General features: G+C 72.4%; 24 protein-coding genes. 15 read left to right on the top strand and 9 right to left on the bottom strand.

Features of this window, described 5'->3' with window-relative positions; genetic code table 11:
• Positions 1-208: 208 nt before the first annotated feature.
• The 3 genes from KRH_RS06915 to msrB all read right to left on the bottom strand — a co-directional run bounded on the left by KRH_RS06915 (position 209) and on the right by msrB (position 2,768).
• Positions 209-1,471 carry an HRDC domain-containing protein gene (locus KRH_RS06915; protein ID WP_012398479.1) on the bottom strand — a complete coding sequence of 421 codons (1,263 nt, stop codon included), beginning with the start codon at positions 1,469-1,471 and terminating at the stop codon, positions 209-211.
• Positions 1,472-1,603: 132 nt separating this feature from the next.
• Positions 1,604-2,206, bottom strand: a complete 603-nt coding sequence (locus tag KRH_RS06910; RefSeq protein ID WP_012398478.1) for a DUF3000 domain-containing protein — start codon at positions 2,204-2,206, stop codon at positions 1,604-1,606.
• Positions 2,207-2,312: 106 nt separating this feature from the next.
• Positions 2,313-2,768, bottom strand: a complete 456-nt coding sequence (msrB, locus tag KRH_RS06905) for a peptide-methionine (R)-S-oxide reductase MsrB (RefSeq protein WP_012398477.1) — start codon at positions 2,766-2,768, stop codon at positions 2,313-2,315.
• A 93-nt stretch (positions 2,769-2,861) separates the two neighbouring features.
• Here msrB and KRH_RS06900 point away from each other — a divergent pair, with 93 nt between their 5' ends.
• Positions 2,862-4,106, top strand: coding sequence for an alpha/beta hydrolase family protein (locus KRH_RS06900; RefSeq protein WP_012398476.1), 1,245 nt, complete (start codon positions 2,862-2,864; stop codon positions 4,104-4,106).
• A gap of 98 nt (positions 4,107-4,204) precedes the next feature.
• Here KRH_RS06900 and KRH_RS06895 read toward each other — a convergent pair whose 3' ends face one another.
• Together KRH_RS06895 and KRH_RS06890 are read right to left on the bottom strand one after the other, a co-directional pair.
• Positions 4,205-4,654 carry a SufE family protein gene (locus tag KRH_RS06895; RefSeq protein ID WP_012398475.1) on the bottom strand — a complete coding sequence of 150 codons (450 nt, stop codon included), beginning with the start codon at positions 4,652-4,654 and terminating at the stop codon, positions 4,205-4,207.
• On the bottom strand, positions 4,651-5,559 hold the full coding sequence (locus KRH_RS06890) for a sulfurtransferase (protein WP_012398474.1): 909 nt from the start codon (positions 5,557-5,559) through the stop codon (positions 4,651-4,653). Before KRH_RS06890 ends, KRH_RS06895 begins: the two co-directional genes overlap by 4 nt.
• A gap of 273 nt (positions 5,560-5,832) precedes the next feature.
• Between KRH_RS06890 and zapE the strand changes: the two genes are divergently transcribed.
• A complete protein-coding gene (gene zapE / locus KRH_RS06885; protein WP_041297372.1) occupies positions 5,833-6,882 on the top strand; it encodes a cell division protein ZapE in 1,050 nt (349 codons plus the stop codon).
• A 94-nt stretch (positions 6,883-6,976) separates the two neighbouring features.
• On the opposite strand, the gene KRH_RS06880 is transcribed toward zapE, so the two are convergent.
• The gene (locus KRH_RS06880) at positions 6,977-7,159 is read right to left on the bottom strand and encodes an antitoxin (RefSeq protein ID WP_012398472.1); all 183 of its coding nucleotides are present in this window, start codon (positions 7,157-7,159) and stop codon (positions 6,977-6,979) included.
• A gap of 489 nt (positions 7,160-7,648) precedes the next feature.
• On the opposite strand from KRH_RS06880, the gene nrdF reads away from it, so the two are divergent.
• From nrdF to KRH_RS06855, 5 genes are all read left to right on the top strand, one after another.
• Entirely contained in the window at positions 7,649-8,629 is a 981-nt protein-coding gene (gene nrdF, locus KRH_RS06875) for a class 1b ribonucleoside-diphosphate reductase subunit beta (protein WP_012398471.1), read from the top strand.
• Positions 8,630-8,994: 365 nt separating this feature from the next.
• Positions 8,995-9,387, top strand: a complete 393-nt coding sequence (locus KRH_RS06870; RefSeq protein WP_105590512.1) for a hypothetical protein — start codon at positions 8,995-8,997, stop codon at positions 9,385-9,387.
• 150 nt (positions 9,388-9,537) lie between these two features.
• Positions 9,538-10,266 (top strand): lipoate--protein ligase family protein, encoded by a 729-nt coding sequence (locus KRH_RS06865; RefSeq protein ID WP_012398469.1) that lies wholly within the window; start codon positions 9,538-9,540, stop codon positions 10,264-10,266.
• A gap of 26 nt (positions 10,267-10,292) precedes the next feature.
• Positions 10,293-11,105 carry an SOS response-associated peptidase gene (locus KRH_RS06860; protein ID WP_012398468.1) on the top strand — a complete coding sequence of 271 codons (813 nt, stop codon included), beginning with the start codon at positions 10,293-10,295 and terminating at the stop codon, positions 11,103-11,105.
• A 95-nt stretch (positions 11,106-11,200) separates the two neighbouring features.
• Entirely contained in the window at positions 11,201-11,647 is a 447-nt protein-coding gene (locus KRH_RS06855) for a pyridoxamine 5'-phosphate oxidase family protein (RefSeq protein ID WP_012398467.1), read from the top strand.
• A 7-nt stretch (positions 11,648-11,654) separates the two neighbouring features.
• Here the strand turns inward: KRH_RS06855 and KRH_RS06850 are convergent, their stop codons facing one another.
• The gene (locus KRH_RS06850; RefSeq protein ID WP_012398466.1) at positions 11,655-12,158 is read right to left on the bottom strand and encodes a GNAT family N-acetyltransferase; all 504 of its coding nucleotides are present in this window, start codon (positions 12,156-12,158) and stop codon (positions 11,655-11,657) included.
• Between the two features lie 100 nt (positions 12,159-12,258).
• On the opposite strand from KRH_RS06850, the gene KRH_RS06845 reads away from it, so the two are divergent.
• Together KRH_RS06845 and KRH_RS06840 are read left to right on the top strand one after the other, a co-directional pair.
• On the top strand, positions 12,259-13,578 hold the full coding sequence (locus KRH_RS06845) for a M20/M25/M40 family metallo-hydrolase (protein ID WP_012398465.1): 1,320 nt from the start codon (positions 12,259-12,261) through the stop codon (positions 13,576-13,578).
• Positions 13,579-13,757: 179 nt separating this feature from the next.
• Entirely contained in the window at positions 13,758-14,984 is a 1,227-nt protein-coding gene (locus KRH_RS06840; RefSeq protein WP_012398464.1) for an acyl-CoA dehydrogenase family protein, read from the top strand.
• Between the two features lie 119 nt (positions 14,985-15,103).
• Here the strand turns inward: KRH_RS06840 and KRH_RS06835 are convergent, their stop codons facing one another.
• The gene (locus tag KRH_RS06835) at positions 15,104-15,349 is read right to left on the bottom strand and encodes a DUF5703 family protein (protein WP_041297371.1); all 246 of its coding nucleotides are present in this window, start codon (positions 15,347-15,349) and stop codon (positions 15,104-15,106) included.
• A 39-nt stretch (positions 15,350-15,388) separates the two neighbouring features.
• Between KRH_RS06835 and KRH_RS06830 the strand changes: the two genes are divergently transcribed.
• The 3 genes from KRH_RS06830 (at position 15,389) to mshC (ending at position 18,141) form a co-directional block, all read left to right on the top strand.
• Complete coding sequence (locus KRH_RS06830; protein ID WP_012398462.1) at positions 15,389-15,751, top strand: hypothetical protein; 363 nt, start codon at positions 15,389-15,391, stop codon at positions 15,749-15,751.
• 120 nt (positions 15,752-15,871) lie between these two features.
• A complete protein-coding gene (locus tag KRH_RS06825) occupies positions 15,872-16,705 on the top strand; it encodes an undecaprenyl-diphosphate phosphatase (protein ID WP_012398461.1) in 834 nt (277 codons plus the stop codon).
• A gap of 119 nt (positions 16,706-16,824) precedes the next feature.
• The gene (gene mshC, locus KRH_RS06820) at positions 16,825-18,141 is read left to right on the top strand and encodes a cysteine--1-D-myo-inosityl 2-amino-2-deoxy-alpha-D-glucopyranoside ligase (RefSeq protein ID WP_012398460.1); all 1,317 of its coding nucleotides are present in this window, start codon (positions 16,825-16,827) and stop codon (positions 18,139-18,141) included.
• Between the two features lie 250 nt (positions 18,142-18,391).
• Here the strand turns inward: mshC and KRH_RS06815 are convergent, their stop codons facing one another.
• Positions 18,392-19,288, bottom strand: coding sequence for a PAC2 family protein (locus KRH_RS06815; RefSeq protein WP_012398459.1), 897 nt, complete (start codon positions 19,286-19,288; stop codon positions 18,392-18,394).
• Positions 19,289-19,372: 84 nt separating this feature from the next.
• On the opposite strand from KRH_RS06815, the gene KRH_RS06810 reads away from it, so the two are divergent.
• The 3 genes from KRH_RS06810 to arc all read left to right on the top strand — a co-directional run bounded on the left by KRH_RS06810 (position 19,373) and on the right by arc (position 23,806).
• On the top strand, positions 19,373-20,608 hold the full coding sequence (locus KRH_RS06810) for a site-2 protease family protein (protein WP_012398458.1): 1,236 nt from the start codon (positions 19,373-19,375) through the stop codon (positions 20,606-20,608).
• Positions 20,609-20,841: 233 nt separating this feature from the next.
• Complete coding sequence (locus KRH_RS06805) at positions 20,842-22,095, top strand: tRNA (adenine-N1)-methyltransferase (RefSeq protein WP_012398457.1); 1,254 nt, start codon at positions 20,842-20,844, stop codon at positions 22,093-22,095.
• A complete protein-coding gene (gene arc, locus KRH_RS06800; RefSeq protein ID WP_012398456.1) occupies positions 22,088-23,806 on the top strand; it encodes a proteasome ATPase in 1,719 nt (572 codons plus the stop codon). The genes KRH_RS06805 and arc overlap by 8 nt, the downstream gene beginning before the upstream one ends.
• Positions 23,807-23,812: the final 6 nt, after the last annotated feature.

Below are 23,812 nucleotides of genomic sequence, written 5' to 3'. Positions count from 1 at the left end.
TGCGTGCGGGCCATGGTCGGCGAGGTCGGGCGGGGCACCCCGCAGAGTTCACGTCACAGCGGATGTCACGCGGTGGCAGGACGCACCAGGAGGTCCCCGCACGGACCACGGCGCTCCAGAACACCCTGGAGGTCGCGAAAGCTCCGGCCGTGTCGGTCTTGTGGGCCCCTTCCCGCCGCACCGGGGAGTCCCACACGACGCCGCCCGCTCAGTCCTGGGGCTCGCCGGCCTTGTCCGCGCGGCGGCGGGCGCGCAGGGCCCGCCACTCGGCACCGATCACGGGGGCGACCCGCTCCACCTGCCACGAGCGGGCCCCGAGCTCGCGCAGCCGCTCGGCCACGGCGTCGTCGGACGTGGAGCGCGGGGGCTGCCAGCAGAAGCGGCGCAGGTGCTCGGGTGTGAGCAGGTTCTCCGTGGGCAGCTCCAGCTCCTCCGCGAGGGCCGCGACCGCCGGTTTCAGCACCTTGAGCCGGGCGGAGGCCTCAGGGCGCTTGGTCTCCCAGCCCTTGACCGGGGGCAGCGCCGTGGAGGGGATCGTGGCGGGCACGGGCTCCTCCGTGAGGCGGGCCTCCTGCACGGCGGCGAGCCAGCGCGGAGCCTCGCGGGAGGCGAGCCGGCCGTGGAAGCCGGGGGTGGACATGAGCTGGGGCACGGTGCGTGGCATCGCGTTGGCCGCGGCGATGATCGCGGAGTCCGGCAGCAGGCGCGTGGGGGCGAGGTCCTTGTGCTCGGCGAGGGACTCCCGCGCGAGCCACAGGTTGCGCACCGCGGTGAGCTTGCGCCGACCGCGCACGTTGCCGAGCCCGTGCGTGCGCCGCCACGGGTCCTGCCGGGGCGCGGGCGGGGGCGCGGTGCGCACGTGCTCGAACTCCTCGAGCGCCCAGTCCAGCTTGCCGGCCCGCGCGAGGCGCTCCTCCGTGGCCCAGCGCAGCTGCACGAGCACCTCCACGTCCAGCGCGGCGTAGTTGAGCCAGTCCACTGGCAGGGGCCGCTGGGACCAGTCCACGGCGGAGTGCTCCTTGGACAGCGTGAACCCCAGCAGCTCCTCGGTCATGGACGCGAGCCCCACCTTGCGCAGCCCCAGCAGCCGTCCGCCCAGCTCGGTGTCGAACAGCTCGTCGGGGTGCATGTCGAGCTCCGCGAGGCACGGCATGTCCTGCGTGGCCGCGTGCAGCACCCACTCCACACCGCGCAGGGCCTCGTCCACCTCGGCCAGGGAGCCCACGGCCTCCGGGTCGATCAGCACGGTCCCGGCACCCTCGCGCCGCAGCTGTACCAGGAAGGCGCGCTGGCCGTAGCGGAAGCCCGAGGCGCGCTCGGTGTCCACGGCCACGGGCCCGTGGGCCGCCGCGAGCTGCTCGGCGGCACGGCTGAGCCCCCGGGCGGTGTCCACCACGCGGGGCAGTCCCTCGGCCGGGCCGTTGAGGTGCACGGTCGCGGGGATCGCGAGGTGCTCGAAACCGGGCACCACGATCTCCGGCGGTCCCGGTTCACGGGCTGGGGTCTGGTCCTTGGCGTTGCTGCTGATGGGATTTTCCTCGAACGGTGCGGGATCGGTGGCGGGGTGTGCTCCCCGCCGCCGGGAAGACTGATGCGCGGGTGCTCACACGGAGGCCACACCCTCATGGCGCGGTGGCAGGCCCGCAGCGGTACACAGTACCTGGGTCCACGCGTGCAGGTGGGACCGGGCCCAGTGGGGTGCCCCGGTGTGCGGCACAGGGGTCCAGGACGCCCGCACCTCCACCTGGGCGACGTCTTCGCGGTCCGTGAGGCTGCCGTAGTGGCGCTCCACGATCCGCGAGGCCGTACCGCCCTCGGCGGTGAACAGCGCCCCGTGCTCCCCGAGGGTCTCCGTGAGCCAGGACCAGCTGACGTCCGTGAGCAGCTCGTCGCGGCCCATCTCCGGGTCCATGCGGGAGCGGAACCAGCTCACGATCCGGAACGGGCCCTGCCACGGTGCCGGGCAGGATTCGTCGTAGAGCACCACGAAGCGACCGGAGGTCGGGGCCTCGCGGGGCGCGGCGGCGTCGTCGAACCCCGGTGCGGGGGTTCGGTGGCCGACCTCGGCCGCGAAGGAGATGGCGTGGGGCGCCAGACCCCGCGGCGGGGCGATCCGGCCGAGGGTGATGTCGGGGCGGAAGCGGGCAGTCTCCAGGGCTCGCACGACTGCGCGAAACACGTCCGGAGTGCTCTTCAGCTCGGTCACCGCTCCCACAAGGTCACAGTAACCAGACTGATCACCATCGGGGGCCGTTTGGCGTCGTGTCGCCGCGGGGTGTCCCACCGCGGCCGCGCCGGCCGCGCAGCGCCGCTCAGTCCACCGGCACGAGGCGCAGGGACACCGAGTTCATGCAGTAGCGCAGGTCCGTGGGGGTGTCGTAGCCCTCGCCCTCGAACACGTGGCCCAGGTGCGAGTCGCACGTGGCGCAGCGGACCTCCACGCGCTTCATACCCATGGTGGTGTCCTCGATGTAGCGGACCCTGTCCTCGGCCAGCGGCGCGAAGAACGAGGGCCACCCGCAGTGCGAGGCGAACTTGGTCTCGGAGCGGAACAGCTCCGCGCCGCACGCGCGGCACGCGTAGACACCCTCGGTGGTGGTGTCCACGTACTCGCCGGTGTGGGGGGCCTCCGTCCCGGCCTGGCGCAGCACCCGGTACTCCGCGGAGCTCAGCAGCTCGCGCCACTGGGCGTCCGTGCGGGCGGCCGCGGCCTCGGGGGTCAGGGGAGCGCCGGTGTCCCGGCGCTGGGGATCGTCGTTCACGTGCACGGTGTGCCTCCCGGTCGTGGGTGTGCTTGCCCAAGGTGCAACGACGCCGCCGCTGCCGTTATGCCCGTCCGGGCGCCGTGCCACAATGGCGCCATGGGACGGCGCAACGCACCTCAGCAGCAACCGGACGGCGCGCGCTCGTGGCAGCACGGCGCCCTGGTGGGCGCCGCCGCGAGCATCGGGGCGGCGTCGGTCACCTTCGCCGCGTCGGGGACCATCGCGGCCCTCGTGGCGCGCCACGTGGTCACCCCCTCCACCCGGCCCGGCAACGTGAGCGTCCTCAAGCTCGAGCGGGACCCCCACTCCGGGCTGCAGCTCGTGACCCTGCCCGCCACATCGGACACCCGGGTGGCCGGCACGTACGCGCTGCGCTTCGACGACGGCGCGGGGCTCGCCCGCATCGGCTTCACCGTGCGCCAGACCGGCGGCACGGTCACCCGGGTGGTGGAGCGCGTCTACCGCGGCGAACTGGCCGTGGGCAAGCGCGGCTGGTGGACCGGCACGGTCTACGCCCGCCCCTCGGACGCCGGCCTGGCATACAGCAAGGTGGAGATCGCCACGCCCCTGGGCCCCGCCCCGGCGTGGCTCGTGCCCGGCGACGGGGACACCGCCCGGCCGGAGCACACCGGCACGTGGGCCGTGATGGTGCACGGGCGCGGGGCGCAGCGCCCCGAGTGCATCCGCGGGGCCCGGGTGGCCCACCAGCTGGGGCTGCACTCGCTGATCGTCTCCTACCGCAACGACTCCGAGGCGCCCACCACCGAGGACAACAAGTACGGGCTGGGCTTCACCGAGTGGGAGGACGTCCAGGCGGGCATCGGGTACGCGCTCGAGCACGGTGCCACGGACGTGGTGCTGTTCGGGTGGTCCATGGGCGGGGCCATCGTGCTGCGCACCACCGAGCTCACCCGTTACCGGGACCGGATCCGGGCGCTCGTGCTCACCGGGCCGGTGGTGGACTGGTACGAGCTGCTGGCCCACCAGACCCGCGTGCACCGCATCCCGCGCCGCGTGGGGCGGATGGCCGCGGACCTGATCTCCCACCGGATGGGCCCGCGGATCACCGGGCTCGCCGCGCCGCTGGACCTGCACGCGCTGGACTGGCTGTCCCGGTGGGAGGACATCACCACGCCCACCCTGATCCTGCACTCCACGGATGACGAGGTGGTTCCCGTGGCCGGGTCCGTGAAGCTCGCCGACCTCAGCCCGCACGTGGACTTCGTGGGCTTCTCGGGTGCCCGGCACACCAAGGAGTGGAACATCGACCGCAAGCGCTACGAGCGGGCGCTCAGGGACTGGCTGGGCGCGGTCCTCAGGCAGGAATCCGGCGGCGCCTGAGCGCACAGCAGGGTGTGAGGCTCCACGGGGACCACCCCGGACACGACGCGAGCCGCCCCAGGAACGGGGCGGCTCGCGCGGTGGAAGCGGCAGTCGGCTCAGGCGGCCTGCTGCGCCGTGATCTGACGCTTGATGCGCCCCAGCATCGCGGACATCCCGCGCATCCGCAGCGGGGACACCAGCCGGGTGAGTCCGAAGCGCTCCGGGAGGTCGTCGGGGACGTCCAGCACCTGCGAGGCCGGGAGCCCGTCGAGGCCCTCGTGCAGGATCGCGGCGAACCCACGCGTGGTGGGCGCCTCCGCAGGTGCGGAGAAGAACAGGGACACCGGGGCGTCGGGGCCCGTGCCGTCCAGCTCCACCGCCAGGAACAGCGGGGACTGGCACTCGGTCACCTGCTCGAGCTCCTCGGGGTGCTCGCCCAGCCGGGCGGGCAGCTCCGGCAGAGACCGCGAGAACTCGAGCAGCAGCTGCAGCTTGTCCGGCTCGGGGACCTCGTGGAAGTCCGTAACGAGCTCCGCGAGCTGCTCGGGCAGGTCCTGCGCGCTCATCGGGTGGCCTCCGGGGCCTTGCCGCGCTCCTCGCCCTGGGCCACGGGCACGCGCACCGCGTTGCCCCACTCGGTCCAGGAGCCGTCGTAGTTGCGCACGTTCTCGAAGCCCAGCAGGTGCGTGAGCACGAACCACGTGTGGGACGAGCGCTCGCCGATGCGGCAGTACGCGATCACGTCCTCGCCGGGGGTCAGGCCCACCTCGTCCAGGTAGATGGCCTCGAGCTCCGCGCGGGACTTGAACGTGCCGTCCTCCGCGGCGGCACGGGCCCACGGCACGGAGGCCGCGGTGGGGATGTGCCCGCCGCGCAGCGTGCCTTCCTGGGGGTAGTCCGGCATGTGGGTGCGCTCGCCCGTGTACTCCTGCGGGGAGCGCACGTCGATCAGCGGGGTGGTGCCCAGCGCTGCCAGCACGTCCTCGCGGTACGCGCGGATCGGGGTGTCGTCCCGCTCGACCGCCGGGTAGTCGCTCGCCACGACCTCGGGCCGCTCGGTGCTGAGCTCGCGGCCCTCGGCGATCCACTTGTCGCGCCCGCCGTTCATCAGGCGCACGTCCCGGTGACCGAACAGCGTGAAGACCCACAGGGCGTAGGCCGCCCACCAGTTGGACTTGTCCCCGTAGATCACCACGGTGTCGTCGCGGGAGATGCCCTTGGCGGACATCAGCGCCGCGAACGCCTCACCGTCCACGTAGTCGCGGGTGGCGGTGTCGTTGAGCTCGGTGTGCCAGTCCACCTTCACCGCACCCGGCACGTGGCCGGTCTCGTACAACAGGACGTCCTCGTCGGACTCCACCACCACGACTCCCGGCTCGCCCGCGTGCTCGGCCACCCACGCGGTGGATACCAGGCGTTCGGGGTGCGCGTACTGCGCGAAGGCCTCGTTGTGCTCTGCTTCTGCCGCCATGGAGACTTCTCCTCGTCCTCGTGCTGTCGTGTGCCTCGCGCGCGGCGCACCGCGCGCTTCCCGGTGACCAGCGTAGTGGTGCCAGCCGACCCCGCGCATGCCGGGCCGCCGAGCGGCGTCGTACGCCGTCACCGTGTTCACCACGGGCTGAGCGGTAGCATCGGGGGAGAAGGGGCGCGAGTGCGCCCCGCCGCCGTCCGTCCACTACTGGACCGGTCCCGGTGGGGCCCACGGCGGAGCCCTCGCCGGCAGCCGGTCGGGAGGCCATCACACGTGAGCACGCACATCGAACACCTGGTGGAGCGCGATCCCCGCGTCTCGGCCGACGAGCTGCTGGACGGCTTCCGGCCCTCGGAGCGCTTCGGGGAGGTGTCCTTCGACACCTACCGCCCGGACCCGTCGCAGCCCTCCCAGGCCGAGGCCGTGGAGAAGCTCAAGGCCTTCGCCGCGGGCGTCTCCGGCCGCGGTGCGCAGGGCGGCGGGGGCTTCTTCTCCAAGCTCTTCGGCGGTCAGAAGGCCGCGGCCGCGCCGCAGGGGATCTACCTGGACGGCGGCTTCGGCGTGGGCAAGACCCACCTGCTCGCGTCCCTGTGGCACGCGGTGCCCGGGCCCAAGGCCTTCGGCACGTTCGTGGAGTACACCAACCTGGTGGGGGCCCTCACGTTCCGGCGCACGGTGGACGCCCTGAAGCAGTACACGCTCGTGTGCATCGACGAGTTCGAGCTCGACGACCCAGGGGACACCGTGCTGATGTCCCGGCTGATGCGCGAGCTCGCGGACGCCGGCGTGAAGCTCGCGGCCACGTCCAACACCCTGCCGGGCTCGCTGGGGGAGGGGCGCTTCGCGGCGCAGGACTTCCAGCGCGAGATCCAGGTGCTATCCAGCCAGTTCGAGGTGGTGCGCATCGACGGTGAGGACTACCGCCACCGCGGCCTGCCGCAGGCACCGTCCCCGCTGGCCGACGACGCCGCGCTCGACGCCGCGATCGAGCAGCACTTCCCGGGGCGGCGGGTGGCGGTGGACGACTTCGACGCGCTCGTGGAGCACCTCTCCCACGTGCACCCCTCGCGCTACCGCGCGTTCATCCAGGACCTCGACGCGATCGCGTGGCGCGGTGTGCGCACCATCGACCAGCAGGCCGTGGCGCTGCGCTTCGTGGTGCTCGCGGACCGGCTCTACGACCGGGACCTGCCCATCCTGTCCACAGGGGTGCTCTTCGACCAGGTCTTCACCGAGGAGATGATGGCCGGCGGGTACCAGAAGAAGTACTACCGCGCCGTCTCGCGCCTCACGGCGCTGGCCCGGGAGGCCAGCGAGGCCTGACCGGCCCGCAGCGCGCGGGGCACCCAGGGCGTGGCACGTGAACGGGGCCCCTTCCGAGTGGAAGGGGCCCCGTTCTCACGCTGCGGGTGCAGTGCTACTGGTTGCCGCCGAGGTGGTCGCGCACGGCGTCCTGGCCCTGGTCGACCTGGCCCTCGAACTTGCCGCCGGTCTTCTCGTCCACGGCGTCGCCGGCCTTGTCGATGCCCTCGTTGACCTTGTCCTGGTGGTCACCGGCCATGCCCTTGGCCTTGTCCGCGAGTCCTCCGAGATCAGGCATGATCAGAATCCTTTCGCTCGAGTCACCAGCCCGGTTGCGGGTCGGTTGCAGAACATCCTGCCCTCGCTCGGCGCCCGGGGGAATGGGCCCGGGGAAATATTCGCGGTCAGAAAACAGGCCGTGACACCGGGGGTGGGCTCTGTCATATTCCCGGCCGTGCGGGGTGGTGCGGCGCGTGCACCGGCCTTGCGGCGTCGTGACGTCATGCCACCCCGGGGACGCGGCGAGCGTGTGTGGACCAGCCTGGCGGCGTTCGTCGAGCGGTCCGCTCCGGCGCGCAGGAGGGGGCGGCTGCCCGGCTGCGGGGGTCGGCGAGTGCACGGGCGGCGTCCCGGGGAGGGTCGCCGCCGTGGCCCGGTGGAGTATCCTGGTGAGTCCCCCGTGCCCGCGACCACCCGTCGCGCCCGCCGTGGCCCACACCGTGGCCCGGTGCCCGGGGCAGGTCCCCGCAGGGGCGTCATCCCAGCCACGAAGGAGTCAGTGCGCACCATGACCACCGAACAGGTCGAGCTGCTCCGCCACCCGGCGGAGGCCATCAACTGGAACCGCGTCCAGGACGAGAAGGACACCGAGGTCTGGGACCGTCTGACGTCCAACTTCTGGTTGCCCGAGAAGGTGCCGCTGTCCAACGATGTCCAGTCCTGGAAGACCCTCACCGCCGAGGAGCAGGACCTCACCATGAAGGTGTTCACGGGGCTCACCCTGCTGGACACCATCCAGGGTACGGTGGGCGCCGTCTCGCTGATCCCGGACGCCAAGACCCTGCACGAGGAGGCGGTGTACACCAACATCGCGTTCATGGAGTCCGTGCACGCGAAGTCCTACTCCTCGATCTTCTCCACGCTGTCCTCCATGAAGCAGATCGACGAGGCGTTCCGCTGGTCCAAGGAGAACGAGCACCTGCAGCGCAAGGCGGACATCGTCCTGCGCTACTACAAGGGTGACGACCCCCTGAAGAAAAAAGTGGCCTCCACGCTGCTGGAGTCCTTCCTGTTCTACTCCGGGTTCTACCTGCCCATGTACTTCTCGTCGCACGCCAAGCTGACCAACACCGCGGACCTGATCCGGCTGATCATCCGCGACGAGGCCGTGCACGGCTACTACATCGGCTACAAGTACCAGAAGGGTCTGCTGCAGGAGAGCCCGCAGCGCCAGCAGGAGCTGAAGGACTACACCTACGACCTGCTGGACGAGCTCTACGAAAACGAAGTGGCCTACGCGGAGGCCCTCTACGACTCCGTGGGGTGGACCGAGGACGTCAAGAAGTTCCTGCACTACAACGCCAACAAGGCCCTCAACAACCTGGGCTACGAGGCGCTGTTCCCGCGGGAGATGACGGACGTGTCCCCGGCGATCCTCTCCTCGCTGTCCCCGAACGCGGACGAGAACCACGACTTCTTCTCCGGCTCCGGCTCCTCCTACGTGATCGGCAAGGCCGTGAACACGGAGGACGAGGACTGGGACTTCTAGCCCCGGCCCGCACGGCGCGCTGAGTACCACTCGGCCCGGATCCGCACGGTGTGCGGGTCCGGGCCGTTCTCGTGTCCGGGTCGGTGCGCGCTCGTGCGCCGTGGACCGCCGCCGCGCCGCGCGCTGACGGGTGCCGCGGCGTCGTCCCCCAATGTGCGACTGTGGCAGCGGCGCCGGCGGTACCTAGACTGGCAGGGCAAGGGGAGAGATCCCGTGGGCGCGCGGCAATCCGGGGGGAGAACCGCGGCCACGGGGCAGGATCGAGATCCGTGGTGAGGGCGCCCTGGCGCGCCCTCACCGGGGACGACTTTCACAGGGGGCTTGTGAGCATGCGTGCAGCGTCGACCGTGAGGACCGCTCTGTCGGTGAGCGAACTGACCGCACTGAACCAGCTGATGCGGGGCACCGGCACCGTGGAGGCCTTCGAGCGCGAGCTCGTGACCCGTGTGTTCACGGGCGCGCTCGGGTGGCTGGGGGAGCTGGAGGGCCGGGAGCTCAGCGCGGACCAGCGCAAGCGGTGGAACGCCGCCGTGCGCTACGTCAACCGGTACGTCCCCCGCGGGGGTGTGACCATGACGTGCGGTGTGCTGGACCGGGTGAACCAGTCCCGGGACCTGCTGGACGACCATCACCTGCTGAAGACGGCGATCGTTGCCGCGGCAGCGCACGGGCCGGTCATCGAGCGCAGGCCTCGCACGTCGGCGGCCCGCACGGTGCAGCCGCGGCCCGACACCGCGCTCGCGCACACCGGGGTCTGACCGGCGGCCCCGGCACCTCGGGCCGACTTGGAGACGCCGGCGAGCGCGTCCGTCGCCACTGCGGGGGTACGGCTCGTCCACACTGGGGCCCGAGCGCGCGGCTCGGTACCGGGCAGCTCGCCGCGCGCCTGCACTAGAGTTGGCGCCAGCATGAAACTCATACGTCAGCGCGAGTCCCTGGGCGCCGAGCAGGACTACCGCCGCGCCCTGTCCATCCTCGACGCCGCCCGCGGCGGCGCCACCGAGCCCGTGCTGCGCGTCTACCAGCCGCGGCCCACCGTGGCCTTCGGGCGCCGGGACGAACTGAACCCGGGCTTCGCTCGCGCCCGGCAGGCCGCGCTCGACGCCGCCTTCACGCCTCTCGTGCGCCGGGTGGGTGGCCGCGCGGCGGCCTACCACGGCGGGTGCCTCGTGATCGACCACGTGGAGCCGGACCCGGACCCTAAGACCGGCATCCAGGACCGCTACCGGCTGTTCGGGGACATGGTGGTGGCCGCGCTCGAGGAGCTCGAGGTTCCCGCCCAGGTGGGCGAGATCCCGGGCGAGTACTGCGCGGGGGAGTACAGCGTGCACGCCCCGGGCACGGCCGCGCACCCTCGCCGGCCGGTCAAGCTCGCGGGCACGGCCCAGCGCGTGGTGGCCGGGGCGTGGTACTTCTCCACCGTGGTGGTGGTCGAGGAGTCCGAGCCCCTGCGGGGGGTGCTTGAGGATGTCTACGCGTGCCTGGGCGTCCCGTGGGAGCCCTCCACCGCCGGATGCGTGGCGGACGTGCGCCCCGGGACCACGGTGGCGGAGGTCGAGACCGCCCTGCTGGACGTTTACGACAGGTACGGGCAGTACATGGGTCACGGACCGGTGACCCGCCCCGAGCACGGCTGAACCCACCGAACAGGAAGGGGCCCCACATGTGCGGGCGCTACGTGATCGCCAGGACTCCCGGGCAGCTGGCCCTGCCCTTCGACGCGCGGGTGGACGCCTCGGTGGGTGAACACGTGGAGCCCAACTGGAACGTGGCGCCCACCCACACCGTGCCCGTGCTGCTGGAGCGGCTCTCGGAGGACGGCCAGCTGCTGCCCGAGCTGCATGCCGCCCGCTGGGGGCTGGTGCCCTCGTGGGCCAAGGAGATCTCGGTGGGCTCCAGGATGTTCAACGCGCGCTCGGAGACCGTGATGGACAAGCCCTCGTTCCGTGCCGCCATCACGTCCCGCCGCTGCGCCGTGCCCGCCGACGGCTACTACGAGTGGAAGGCCCCGGACACTGGACGCGGCAGGAAGCAGCCGTACTACGTGCACCCCCGGGACGGGTCCGGGATCTGGTTCGCCGGCATCTACGAGTGGTGGCGCGTGCCCGCGGACGCCACCGACGGCGCGCGGGCGGGGCAGACCCGTCCCGGTCGTGGCGGGGATCCCGACGGCGCCTGGCTGCTCTCGTGCTCGATCCTCACCCGTGCGGCTCCGAGCCCTCACGACGAGGACCCGGCCTTGGCGGCCCTGGGCTCCCTGCACGACCGGCTGCCCGTGGGCATGAGCGAGGAGTTCGCGCGGGAGTGGATCACCCCGGACACGGACAAGGCCCGGACACGGGCGCTCGTGGACCGCGCGGTGGACCACGGCCTGGAGGTCGCGGCGCACTGGAGCATGCACCCCGTGGGCACGGAGGTCGGCTCGGTGGCGTCGCGGGGCCCCCAGCTGGTGGAACCGCAGAACACGCTGCTGTGAACACACCCCCCGCGCCCCCGGTGACGGGGCGCGGTGCCCGCCCTACAGTGGGCAGTGCACGCACGAGCGGACGGCACACGAGGATCGGGGCAGACATGGTGGAACTGGGCGGAAACCTCACGCGGGACGCACGCTGGCTCGTGGACTTCGTCCGCGCGGCGGGTGCGGGGGTGATCGCGAGCAACAGCGGCACCGGGCACCCGGAGTCCGCCTACGTGAACGTCGCAGCCACCGAGGACGCGCGCATCGTGCTCGGCACGAATGCGGGCTCCCGCAAGTTCACGAACATCACCTCGGACCCCCGCGTGTCCATGGTGCTGATGCGCGACGGCACGGAGGAGGTCCAGCTCGAGGGCGAGGCCACCGTGCTCGAAGGAACTGAGGCCGCGGCGGCGGGGGAGACCCTCGAGGCCCAGCACCCCGGCGCCACGGACACCCACGACCCCGATGCGCTGCGCCTGGTGGGGATCACCGTGCGCTGGGCCCTGCACACGGACGTGGCGCGTGAGCCCCGCCTGGCGGAGGAGCTCACGCTGCGCTGAGCGGGGCTCAGATCTCGTCCTGCTCCGGGTTCCAGCGGTTGAAGTCGAGGGTCAGGTAGAGCGCGAGCGCCGCGGCGTTGTCCTCCGGGATGCGCACGCACACCTCCTCGTAGCCGTTCTCGTGCAGCGAGGCCATCACCTGGCGCACCAGCTGCTCGGCGAGCCCGCGGCGGCGGTGCGAGGAGGCCGTGAACAGCTCGAAGAGGTAGGGGGAGTCCGGCAGCTGGGGGTCGTCCCGGCGGCTGAGCACCATGGCGGCGGCCACGGGGTTGCCGTCCTCGTCCTCGATGAGCTGGGACTGCTCGGCCAAGAACGGCCCGTAGGCGTCGTTGAACGCGTCCTGGATCAGGCTCTCTGCCTTCTCGGGCGTGCCCGTGCCCTGGGTCCCGTACGCCTCCAGCAGCAGGCGGGCCAGCGCCGCGGAGTCCGCCGCCGTGACGGAGCGGCTGGGCGCCGTGACCTCACGGTGGTTGGACACGGTCCGGGCGATCAGGGTGATGGTTCCAGTCATCGTGGCCTCCCACGGGTCAGTTGGGCAACAGAAGGGGTTGTCGCCACCTCAGCGTAACGGAGAACCCGGGCAATGCCACGGGAGGACTACCGTGAGGGGCATGAACGAGAAGCCACAGACCACGTCCACGCCGGAGGCGGAGACCGCCCGGATCTGCCGGGAGCTGATCCGTTTCGACACCTCCAACTACTCCAGCGGCGAGGCCGAGGGGGAGCGCGCCGCGGCCGAGCACGTGGCCGAGCTGATCCAGGAGGTGGGCCTGGAGACCCAGTACTTCGAATCCGCACCCGGGAGGGCGAACGTGTTCACCCGCCTGGAGGGCTCGGACCCCACGGCGGGGGCGCTGCTGGTGCACGGCCACTTGGACGTGGTGCCCGCGATGGCGCAGGACTGGTCCGTGGACCCGTTCGCGGCGGAGGAGAAGGACGGCATGATCTGGGGCCGCGGGGCCGTGGACATGAAGGACATGGACGCGATGATGCTGTCCGTCCTGCGGCACATGCGCCGCACCGGGGCCGTGCCGAAGCGCGACATCGTCTTCGGGTTCTTCGCGGACGAGGAGGCGGGCATGCGCTACGGCTCCAAGTACATGGTGAACGAACACCCCGAGGTCTTCGACGGTGTCACGGACGCGATCAGCGAGGTGGGTGGCTTCTCCGCGAACATCGGCGGGCGCCGGGCGTACCTGCTGCAGACCGCGGAGAAGGGGCTGCTGTGGCTCAAGCTCCACGCGCAGGGCCAGGCCGGGCACGGCTCCGGGCTGCACGAGGACAACGCCGTCACGCACCTGTCCCGGGCCATGGCCAACATCGGCCAGTACACGTGGCCGGTGGAGCTCACCAAGACCACCCGGGCGTTCCTGGACCAGGTCACCGAGCTCACCGGGGTGGATTTCGACCCGCAGAACCCCCAGAAGCTGCTGCGCGAGCTGGGTGCCGTCTCCCGATTCGTGGGGGCCACCCTGCAGAACACCTCGAACCCCACGGTGCTCGAGGGCGGGTACAAGACCAACGTGATCCCCGGTTCCGCCCACGGCGCGGTGGACGTGCGCTTCCTGCCCGAGCAGAAGGAGCACGTGCTGGCCACACTGCAGGAGCTGGCCGGGGACAGGGTGGGCATCGAGGCGGAGTTCGAGGACATCGCCCTGGAGGTCCCGTTCTCCGGCACGGTGGTGGACGCCATGGTCGACGCCCTGGAGGCCGAGGATCCCGACGCCGTGGTGCTGCCCTACATGCTCGGCGCGGGCACCGACAACAAGTCCCTGTCCACCCTGGGCATCACCGGCTACGGCTTCGTGCCGCTCCAGCTGCCGGACGAGCTCGACTTCACGGGCATGTTCCACGGCGTGGACGAGCGCGTGCCCGTCGCCTCCCTGGAGTTCGGCTCCCGCGTGCTGGACCGGCTCCTGCGCACCTACTGACCACCGCACGCCCCGACGACGACGCCCGGTCGCGTCCGCGCCCAACGCGCCCGGCCGGCGTCGTCCCCCGACGCACCCGCGCGGCGTCGTCCCCGGCGCACCGCCCGGCCCGCGCCCCGCGCACACCCGGCCGTCCGAGCGCCGGAACCCGCGAACACCCCGATTCGAAGGACCCTGACATGGACCGAGAGATGGACCCCGTGACCGAGCTGCTCCCCGAGGAACTGCTGCGCGAGATCCGCGCCCGCGCGGCGGACGTGGACCGTGAGAACCGGTTCTGCGACGAGGACTTCGAGGCGCTGCGGGAGCGCGGCTACCTGCGCATGCTCGTGCCGAGGCAGTTCGGCGGCCTGGGCTTCACACTCGAGCAGGCGGCCCGCGCCCAGCGCCGGCTGGCCACCGCCGCACCGGCCACGGCGCTGGGGATCAACATGCACCACGTGATCGTGGGCATCGGCCACACCCTGCACCTGCGCGGGGACGAGCGGGCGCACCGGATCTTCGAGGACGCGGTGGCGGGTGAGGTGTTCGCGTTCGGCATCTCCGAGGCCGGCAACGACTCCGTGCTCTTCGACGCCACCACCCGCGCCGAGCCCGCCGACGGCGGCTGGTCGCTGCACGGGACCAAGATCTTTACGTCCCTCTCGCCGCGCTGGACGCGGCTGCTCGTCCACGCCCGCACGGAGGCCGCACAGGCTCCCGGCGCGGGGGCCGACGGGGACGACGACGCCGCGCGGCTCGTGGTGGGCTTCCTCACCCGGGCGGATCACACCACCGCGGTGCCGGGCGTGGAGACCCGGCAGGACTGGGACGCCCTGGGCATGCGCGCCTCGCAGTCCTGCACCACGGTGCTGAACGGGTCGCTGCTGCGGGAGCGTGACGTGCTGACCACCACACCCGTGGGTCCGAACCCCGACCCCGTGGTGTGGGGGATCTTCGGGTGCTTCGAGCTGCTGCTCGCGGCGGTCTACACCGGCATCGCGGACCGGGCGATCGAGGTGGCCGTGGAGATCACCACCACCCGGCGCTCGCTGGCCAAGGGCGCGGCGTACTCGCAGGACCCGGACATCCGCCGTCACGTGGCCCGGGCCGGAGTGCTGCGCGACGGGGTCGAGCTGCAGCTGCGCCAGCTGTGCGCGGACGTGGACGCCCTGGGCTCGGCGAGCGAGGTGGACCACGGGCCGCGATGGTTCATCCTGTTCTCCGGCGTCAAGCACCGGGCCACGGAGGCCGCGCGGGAGATCGTGGACCTGGCGCTGCGCTCCTCGGGCGGGTCCCAGTACCGGCGCGGCTCCGAGCTGGAGCGGCTCTACCGGGACGTGCTCGCCGGGATGTACCACCCCTCGGACGAGGAGTCCGTGCACGCGGCCACGGCCACGTCCCTGCTGGGCCCGGTCGGCGGCTGAGCGGCCCCCCGGCGTCAGGGCGGCGGCCCCGCCCCCCCCCCCCCGGCAGCGGCGGCGCCGTCGTCTCGCCACTGTCTCGGGGCCGTCCTGGCGCCGCGAGCGCGGGGCCGGGCACCGGATCACATGGTGCGGTCCACGCGCATGATCCGTCGGCGCATCACGTAGCGGCGGGCACCGCCGTAGAGCACCGCGGAGCGCATGAGCTCCCACTTGCCGTACTCGGCGTGCTCCTTGACGCGGGTGCGGGCCTCGGAGGGGTGCTCGCGCGGTGCCACCGTGAGGCTGAGGTACTCGTAGCGTTCGTCGTGGCCGAGCATCACCGGGTGGTCGGTCACGGAACTGTGCTTCAGGCGTTGTTCTCTCATCGCTCCCATTCTGCTCCGATAACGGCTAACGTCTACCTCATGAGCACCGATCCTCGCGCCGCCCTGCAGACGCTCGTCAACGCCCTGGAAGAACACCTCGCCGCCGCCGCGAACCGGCGCTCGGACGAGGACCCTTCGGTGGACGCGGCCTACGTTTCCATCGCCAACTCCTTCGAGGCCTACGAGGAGGCGCTCTACGACGCCTACGACGAGGTCACCCCCCTCACCGTGTTCGCCGAGGAGGAGGACGACGACGACCTCGACTACGACGAGGACGACGATGACGACGACCTCCTCGAGGACGACGAGGCCGTGGACGAGGACCTCATCGACGAGGACGACTACGACGACGATGACGACGACGCCCCCGGTGCCACGAACGGACGCACCGGGCGCGGCTGAGTCCACGCGCACGGGCCCCCGGCCACGGACGAGAGTCCGGGTCGGGGGCCCGTGCGCGTGCCCAGCCGCCTCTCAGCCCGCGCCCGCGGGGGCCGGGGTGGGGTGCCGTACAGTTGTCGCGTGAACTGGATCGAAGCGATAATCCTCGGCCTCGTGCAGGGCCTGACCGAATTCCTCCCGGTGTCCTCCTCGGCGCACCTGCGCATCGTGGGCGAGTTCCTGCCCCACGGCGGGGACCCCGGAGCCGCCTTCACCGCCATCACGCAGCTGGGCACGGAGACCGCCGTGATCCTGTTCTTCTGGCGGGACATCGTGCGCATCATCAAGCAGTGGGCGCTCTCGCTCACCGGGCGTGTGGACCGCAAGGACCCGGACGCCCGGATGGGGTGGTTCATCATCCTGGGCTCGTTCCCGATCGCCGTGCTGGGGCTGCTGCTGCAGGACGTGATCGAGACCCAGTTCCGTTCGCTGTGGATCACGGCCACCATGCTGATCGTCTTCGGCCTGTTCCTGGCGGTCGCGGACCACGTGGGCAAGCAGGAGCGCCACCTCGAGGACCTCGACGTCAAGCACGCGGTGGGCTACGGCTTCGCGCAGGCGCTCGCGCTGATCCCTGGCGTCTCGCGCTCCGGCGGCACCATCACCGCGGGTCTGCTCATGGGCTACACCCGGGCCGCCGCAGCCCGCTACGCGTTCCTGCTGGCCATCCCGGCGGTGTTCTCCTCGGGGCTCTACGAGCTCTACAAGGTGCTGGCCGGGAAGGTTCCCGCAGGGATCTACACGATGGGCCAGACGGCGGTGGCCACCGTCATCGCGTTCGCGGTGGGCTACCTGATCATCGGCTGGTTCATGCACTACATCTCCGAGCGCAGCTACAGCCTGTTCGTGTGGTACCGGATCCTGCTGGGGGCTGCGGTGTTCGTGCTGCTCGGCACGGGGATCCTGACCGCCTGAGACCCGCCCGCGACCCGCGCGGCCCGCCGTCACGACGACGCCCGCTGGGCGGGGAATAGCGTGCCGGGGGCGCCGGTTGCGCCCGTGAGAAACGATTGACCGTCCTAGTGAAGGTGAACATGAAGTCCTGGTCCTCCCGCCCCGTCCCGGAACTGCCCGGGACCGGCACGGCACCCCGTGTCCACGACACCAGCACCGGCCAGCTGGAGCCGCTCGCGGCCCGGGACGGCCGGGCGAGCCTGTACGTGTGCGGGATCACCCCGTACGACGCCACGCACATGGGCCACGCGGCCACGTACGTGGCCTTCGACCTGCTCCACCGGCTCTGGCGCGACGCCGGGTGGTCGGTGGACTACGTGCAGAACGTCACGGACGTGGACGATCCGCTGCTCGAGCGCGCGGACGCCACGGGAGTGGACTGGCGGGAGCTCGCCGAGTCCCAGACCGAGCTCTTCCGCACGGACATGAGTGCCCTGAACGTGCTGGCACCCCAGCACTACGTGGGGGCCACGGAGGTCGTGGACCGGATCGTGCCCGCCGTGGAGCGGCTCCTCGAGCGCGGGCTCGCGTACCGCGCTCCCGCGGGCACCGGCCAGGGCGGCGAGCCCGCACCCGCGGGTGACGTCTACTTCGACGTCGACGCCGCCGGCGCCCTGCGCGCGGAGGACCCGGACGCGTGGGTGGTGGGCAGCACGTGCCGCCTGGCCGGTGAGCGGGACCGGATGATGCCGCTGTTCGCGGACCACGGCGGGGACCCCGACCGCACGGGCAAGCGCGACCCCATGGACCCGCTGCTGTGGCGTGCCCACCGTGCCGGCGAGCCGTCGTGGGACGGCGCGTCACTCGGGCCCGGGCGCCCGGGGTGGCACATCGAGTGCAGCGTGATCGCCCTGGACCTGCTGCCCCGCCCGTTCACGGTGCAGGGGGGCGGCTCGGACCTTGCCTTCCCGCACCACGACATGGGTGCGGGTCACGCGTACGCGCTGTCCGGGCAGCCGATGGCCGAGCACTACGTGCACACGGCCATGGTGGGGCTGGACGGGGAGAAGATGTCCAAGTCCCGGGGCAACCTGGTGCTGGTCTCCACGCTGCGCGCCCAGGGGATGGACCCCGCGGTGATCCGCCTGGCGATCCTCGCCAACCACTACCGCACGGACTGGTTCTGGACGGACGAGCTGTTGGAGCAGGCGCGGCGCCGGCTGGGCACGTGGCGCGAAGCCGCGGCGAAGCAGGAGACGGCCGGGGCGGACGCGATGCTCGAGGCCGTGCGTGCCGCGCTCGGCGAGGACCTCAACTCACCCGCGGCCCTGATCGCCGTGGACGCGTGGGCCGCCCGCAACCTGGGCGGTGCCGCCGCACGCGGCTCGGGAGCGTCCTCGCAGGACACCCGCCTGGCGCGGGACACCGTGGAGGCGCTGCTCGGCGTCGTGCTCTGACGCCGGAGCGGCGCGGCGCGCCCCGGACCGGGTGATCACCCGGTCCGGGGCGCGCCGTCGTTGTCGGGAGTGCAGGGGCAGGGAACGTCCCGGATGCCCGCCGCCGCGCCCGAGGGGCACCCTCGTGGCTGCCGTGGTTCCTGCGGCCGTACCCGAGCAGGCACGCTCCGGGGCGGACGACTCTCGTGCCCACCGCGCCGTGGGGCCCGGCGACCGGGCTCGCGGGGCGTCGTCGCCCCTGCCCCGGGGCTCAGCCGCGGTCGTCGCGGCGGCGCAGGTAGCGCTCGAACTCGCGGGCGATGGCGTCCCCGGTGGCCTCGGGCAGGTCCACCGTGTCCTTGGCCTCCTCGAGCTGACGGACGTAGTCGGCCACCTCGGGATCCTCGGAGGCCAGCTCGTCCACCCCGCGCTCCCAGGCCTCGGCGTCCTCGACCACCGGGTCCAGGGGCAGGGACATGCCCAGCAGGTCCTCCAGCTGGCGGGCGAGCGCGAGCTGCGCCTTGGGAGAGGGGGAGTGGGCCACGTAGTGCGGCACCGCCGCCCACATGCTCAGCGTGGGGAACCCCGCGAGCGCGGACATGTGCGAGAGGACGCCCACGATGCCCGTGGGGCCCTCGTACTGGGGTGCCTCGATGTCCAGCTCGGTGCGCAGCTCCTCGGTGTCGGAGGTCAGGGTCACCGGGATGGGTCGGGTGTGCGGGACGTCCGCGAGCAGCGAGCCGAGCATGATCACGAAGTCCACGTCCAGGGCGGTGGCCTGCTCCAGCAGCTCGGCGGTGAAGGTGCGCCAGCGGTAGGAGGGTTCCCAGCCGTGGAGCAGCACCACATCCAGGTTGGTGCCCGGCACCGACGCCTTGGACAGCCGGGTGGAGGGCCACTGCAGCTTCTGCTCCCCGGACAGGGAGCGGCGGATCACGGGGCGCGAGTACTGGTAGTCGTAGTAGTCGTCCGAGGCGACCTCGAAGACCTCCCGGGCGCCCAGGTGCTCACGGATCAGCTTGAGGGTGTCCGTGGCGGCGTCCCCGGCGTCGTTCCAGCCCTCGAACGCCGCGATCAGGACCGTGACCGGTTCCTGGTCGAGGCCGTCGCGGACCACGCCGAACGGACCGGTCCCGGGGTGCTGCGAATTGCTGTCCAACATGCTCACCCGTCTTACTGTACGGTGCCCGCCCCGGGGTGCCGCCCGCGCGTGTCCAGCCCCGCACCGGGAGCGCGCCCTACCATGAGGCCCATGCCTGCATCCCGGTTCCCCGATCCCGCCACCGGTCCCGTCCCCCGCACCACTACCGCCCGGCGCCGGGGCATGCCCCTGGGCCGGGTCCTCGGGGTCGAGCTCGTGCTGGACCGCTCCTGGTTCGTGATCGCCGTGCTGACCGTGCTGATGTACGGGCCGGTGCTGTGGCGGCTGTACCCCGGGCTGGGGTGGCTCAACCTGGTGCTGGCCCTGGGCTTCGCGGTCGGTCTCGCGCTGAGCGTCCTGGTCCACGAGCTCGCCCACGCGCTCGCCGGGCGCGCCGCGGGCTGGCCGGTGGGCAGGATCGTGCTCACGCTCATGGGCGGGCACACCGCGTTCGGTGCGGTGGCCACGCGCCCGCTGCCCACCGCACTCGTGTCCCTCGTGGGCCCGGTGAGCAATCTGGCGCTCGCAGCCGCGGGGGAGTTCGCGCTGTCCTTCGCACCGGAGTCCGCGGCGGGACCGGTGTGGGCGCTGCTGCAGCTGCTCGTGCTGGCCAACTGGGTGCTCGGCCTGTTCAACCTGCTGCCCGGGCTGCCGCTGGACGGCGGCCGCGTGGTCGAGGCCGTGGTCTGGGCGCTGACCGGTGCGGAGAGCAGGGGCACCGTGGCGGCCGCGTGGTGCGGCCGGGCCATCGCGGTGCTCGTGGTGCTGTGGGCCACGGTCACCGCGCAGTGGCGCTCGCCCCTGGTCTTCGCGGTGGTCGCCCTCGTGGCGGGGTTCATCTTCCTGGGGGCCGGTCAGTCTCTCCGGCAAGCCCGGCTCACGGGGGTGCTCGACGCCGTACGGGCCCGGGACATCGCCCGTCCCGCCCTGGAGTTCGCCCCTGCCACCCCGCTCTCGCTCGTGGACGCCACGGTCACGGAGGCCACCTCGCACGGCTACCGCGGGTGGACCCCGGACGTGGTGGTGCGGGATCCGTCCCGTGGCCTGGTGGGGGTGCTGAGCCCCGCCCGTTCCGCCGAGGTCACGGGCGGGCAGCGTGCCCACGTGGCCGTGGGGGACGTGTGCGTGTGGTGCCCGCAGGACGCGTTCGTGGCCCCGGACGCCGCCGGCGGGCACATGGTGCGGCTCATGGAGTCCCGGCAGCTGCCGTGGCTGTGCGTCGTGGATGGGACGCGCGCCGCCGACGGGTCGGTGGGCGCGGGTCCAGCGCGGGCCGAGGAGCCGACGGGGGTCGTGGGCGGGGTGGTGCACCACGAGGACCTCGCCCGGTACGCCCTGCGCCGCTGAACGCCCCGGACGGCCCCACGGCCGTCTGCCGCGCACGGAGCGTCGGGTGCATGGGCCGGACCGGGCCGGTGGTGCCGCGGGGGCCGTCTCCCGCGCTCGGGGTGCCGGGGCCCGTGGAGGTGGCGTGCGGCGTCGGGCTACGGTGGGAGAATGGCGGCAGAGGCGGTCCGCTCCCACGGGGGCGCACCGCGGACCGGACAGCATTCCCGTAGACCCCGCGCGAGAGCGAGCAGATGACCGAGCAGCGATCCCACGATTCCTCCACCCCGTCCACCACGGCCTCCGTGCGCGGCGCGGCCAACCGGCGAGGACCCTTCCGTTCCGGCGAGCGCGTGCAGCTCACGGACGAGAGCGGGAAGATGACCACCATCACCCTGGTGGACGGCGGCGAGCACCACACGCACCGCGGGGTGCTCACCCACGACCAGCTGATCGGGCAGCCCGAGGGCACGGTGGTCTCCAACACCGCCGGGATCCAGTACCAGGCGCTGCGCCCGCTGCTCAAGGACTTCGTGCTGTCGATGCCCCGCGGTGCCGCGGTGATCTACCCCAAGGACTCCGGGCAGATCGTGACCATGGCGGACATCTTCCCCGGTGCCCGCGTGGTCGAGGCCGGGGTGGGCTCCGGTGCGCTGAGCATCTCGCTGCTGCGCGCGGTGGGGGACGAGGGCCGCGTGCACTCGTTCGAGCGGCGCGAGGAGTTCGCGGAGATCGCCCGCGGCAACATCGAGACCATGTTCGGCGGCCCGCACCCCGCGTGGGAGCTGAGCCTCGGGGACCTCGCGGAGGAGCTCGGCGCCACCGAGGAGCCCGGCTCCGTGGACCGCGTGATCCTGGACATGCTCGCCCCGTGGGAGTGCCTGGACGCCGTGGCCACGGCCCTCGCCCCAGGCGGTGTGGTGATCTGCTACGTGGCCACCGTGCCCCAGCTCTCCCGCGTGGCGGAGGCCATGCGCGCGGACGGGCGCTTCACCGAGCCCGAAGCCTCGGAGACCATGGTGCGCGGGTGGCACGTGGAGGGCCTCGCGGTGCGCCCGGACCACCGGATGGTGGCCCACACCGGTTTCCTGATCCAGTCCCGCCGCCTCGCGGACGGCTCGCCGCGCCTGGCCCCCAAGCGCCGCGCGTCCAAGAGCGAGTACACCGAGGAGGACCTGCAGGCCTGGACGCCGGTGGCCCTCGGCGAGCGCATCGTCTCGGACCGCAAGCTGCGCCGCGCGGGCCGGGACGCGGCGTCGTTGGCGCAGCACGCCGCGCGCGCCCACGAGCAGATCGCCGGTGCGGACGACGACGCCGCCCGGCCCGCCCCGGGTGCCTCAGCCGCCGGCGACCGCGCGGAGCCCGCCGCCACCCCGGCCCCCGAGACCCGGGCCGCCGACACGGAGGCCGCGGGGATGCACGCCGTCGAGCACGGGCGTGGCGCGGACGGCGCGCTGGGCCTGACGGACGGACGGGAGTCCGACGGCGAACGGGGCCGCGATGACTGAGCCCCGCCACGAGAGCGGTTCCGCCGCCCCGCAGCGCCCCGCCACGGACCCCGTGCAGCGCCAGGTCAACCTGCTGCGGGACCAGAAGCGCAACCTCGACAAGCAGGCTGCGGCACTGGCTTCGCAGAACGAGAAGCTCGTGCGGCTGCTCAACGCGTCCCGCCAGGAGATCGTGGGCCTGAAGAAGACCCTCGCCGCGGAGGCCGAACCGCCCGCGACGTACGCCGTGGTCCTGCAGGTCAACCACGGCCGTCGACCCGTGGGCGAGGCCACCGGGGACGGCCCCGTGGTCACGGGACCCACCCTGGACGTGCTGGCGGCCGGGCGCCGGATGCGCGTGGCCGTGAGCCCGCTCGTCTCGTTCGGCGCGTGCGAACCCGGGCTCGGGGTGCTGCTCAACGAGAACTACGTGGTGGTTGCGCTGCTCGAGTACGAGCGCACCGGTGAGGTGGCCACCGTCAAGGAGGTCGTGGACCACGACCGCGTGCTGACCGTGGGCCGCTCGGACGAGGAGCGCGTGCTGCTGCTCTCCGGCCGGCTGCGGCGGGAGCGGCCGAAGCCCGGGGACGCCGTGACCGTGGACCACCGCACCGGCTTCGCCCTGGAACCCGTCACCCGCACGGATGTCGAGCAGCTCGTGCTCGAGGAGGTCCCGGACGTCAGCTACACGGACATCGGCGGACTCGGACCCCAGATCGAGGCCATCCGCGACGCCGTGGAGCTGCCCCACGTGCACCCCGAGATCTTCCGCGAGCACGGGCTGCGCCCGCCCAAGGGCATCCTGCTCTACGGCCCGCCCGGCAACGGCAAGACCCTCATCGCCAAGGCCGTGGCCCGATCCCTCGCGGAGCGCTCCGCAGCGAAGGCCGGGCGCTCGCGGCCCGAGGGGTACTTCCTCAACATCAAGGGCCCCGAGCTGCTCGACAAGTACGTGGGGGAGACGGAGCGCCAGATCCGGTCGATCTTCGCCAACGCCCGGGAGCAGGCCGCGCGCGGCGTGCCCGTGGTGGTGTTCTTCGACGAGATGGACTCCCTGTTCCGCGTGCGCGGCTCGGGGCTGTCCTCGGACGTGGAGACCACAATCGTGCCGCAGCTGCTCACGGAGATCGACGGCGTGGAGCAGCTGGACAACGTGATGGTCGTGGGTGCCACCAACCGCGAGGACATGATCGACCCCGCCGTGCTGCGCCCGGGCCGCCTGGACGTGAAGATCCGCATCGACCGCCCCGACCGCGAGGGCGCGCGCGAGATCTTCTCCCTCTACCTCACGCCGGACCTCCCGCTGCGCGACGAGGACGTGGCCCGCGCCGGCTCGCGGGCCCTGGCCGCGGAGGAGCTGGTGGCCGCCGCGGTGCAGCGGATGTATGCCCGCGAGCCCGAGACCGAGTTCCTCACCATCGGCTACCGCAACGGCACGAGCGAGACCCTGTACTTCTCGGACTACGCCTCCGGTGCGGTGATCCGCAACGTGGTGGACCGCGCCAAGAAGCAGGCCATCAAGACCCTGCTGACCACGGGGCGGCGGGGGATCACCGCCGAGCACCTGGTGGCGGCGGTGGACGAGGAGTTCCACGAGCAGCAGGACCTGCCGGACACCGAGGACTCCGAGGACTGGGCCCGGCTCACGGGCCGCCGCGGGGACACGATCGACAGCGTGCACATGGCCTCGCACCGCCCGCAGGGCGAGCCCGGACCGGGGGCCACGCCGTGACGGTGC

It is taken from the genome of Kocuria rhizophila DC2201 (assembly GCF_000010285.1).
GTDB lineage: Bacteria > Actinomycetota > Actinomycetes > Actinomycetales > Micrococcaceae > Kocuria > Kocuria rhizophila_A.
Note: the sequence above shows the minus strand (reverse complement) of the source record. Positions and strands in the feature narration are given on the sequence as shown.

Coding starts and splice junctions, on each gene's coding strand:
- KRH_RS06805 (WP_012398457.1), top strand. CDS start 20,842: ATGACCGAGCAGCGATCCCACGATTCCTCCACCCCGTCCACCACGGCC.
- nrdF (WP_012398471.1), top strand. CDS start 7,649: ATGACCACCGAACAGGTCGAGCTGCTCCGCCACCCGGCGGAGGCCATC.
- KRH_RS06845 (WP_012398465.1), top strand. CDS start 12,259: ATGAACGAGAAGCCACAGACCACGTCCACGCCGGAGGCGGAGACCGCC.
- KRH_RS06865 (WP_012398469.1), top strand. CDS start 9,538: ATGAAACTCATACGTCAGCGCGAGTCCCTGGGCGCCGAGCAGGACTAC.
- KRH_RS06895 (WP_012398475.1), bottom strand. CDS start 4,654: ATGAGCGCGCAGGACCTGCCCGAGCAGCTCGCGGAGCTCGTTACGGAC.
- KRH_RS06900 (WP_012398476.1), top strand. CDS start 2,862: ATGGGACGGCGCAACGCACCTCAGCAGCAACCGGACGGCGCGCGCTCG.
- KRH_RS06840 (WP_012398464.1), top strand. CDS start 13,758: ATGGACCGAGAGATGGACCCCGTGACCGAGCTGCTCCCCGAGGAACTG.
- KRH_RS06810 (WP_012398458.1), top strand. CDS start 19,373: ATGCCTGCATCCCGGTTCCCCGATCCCGCCACCGGTCCCGTCCCCCGC.
- arc (WP_012398456.1), top strand. CDS start 22,088: ATGACTGAGCCCCGCCACGAGAGCGGTTCCGCCGCCCCGCAGCGCCCC.
- mshC (WP_012398460.1), top strand. CDS start 16,825: ATGAAGTCCTGGTCCTCCCGCCCCGTCCCGGAACTGCCCGGGACCGGC.
- KRH_RS06850 (WP_012398466.1), bottom strand. CDS start 12,158: ATGACTGGAACCATCACCCTGATCGCCCGGACCGTGTCCAACCACCGT.
- KRH_RS06835 (WP_041297371.1), bottom strand. CDS start 15,349: ATGAGAGAACAACGCCTGAAGCACAGTTCCGTGACCGACCACCCGGTG.
- KRH_RS06890 (WP_012398474.1), bottom strand. CDS start 5,559: ATGGCGGCAGAAGCAGAGCACAACGAGGCCTTCGCGCAGTACGCGCAC.
- KRH_RS06860 (WP_012398468.1), top strand. CDS start 10,293: ATGTGCGGGCGCTACGTGATCGCCAGGACTCCCGGGCAGCTGGCCCTG.
- KRH_RS06855 (WP_012398467.1), top strand. CDS start 11,201: ATGGTGGAACTGGGCGGAAACCTCACGCGGGACGCACGCTGGCTCGTG.
- KRH_RS06830 (WP_012398462.1), top strand. CDS start 15,389: ATGAGCACCGATCCTCGCGCCGCCCTGCAGACGCTCGTCAACGCCCTG.
- KRH_RS06880 (WP_012398472.1), bottom strand. CDS start 7,159: ATGCCTGATCTCGGAGGACTCGCGGACAAGGCCAAGGGCATGGCCGGT.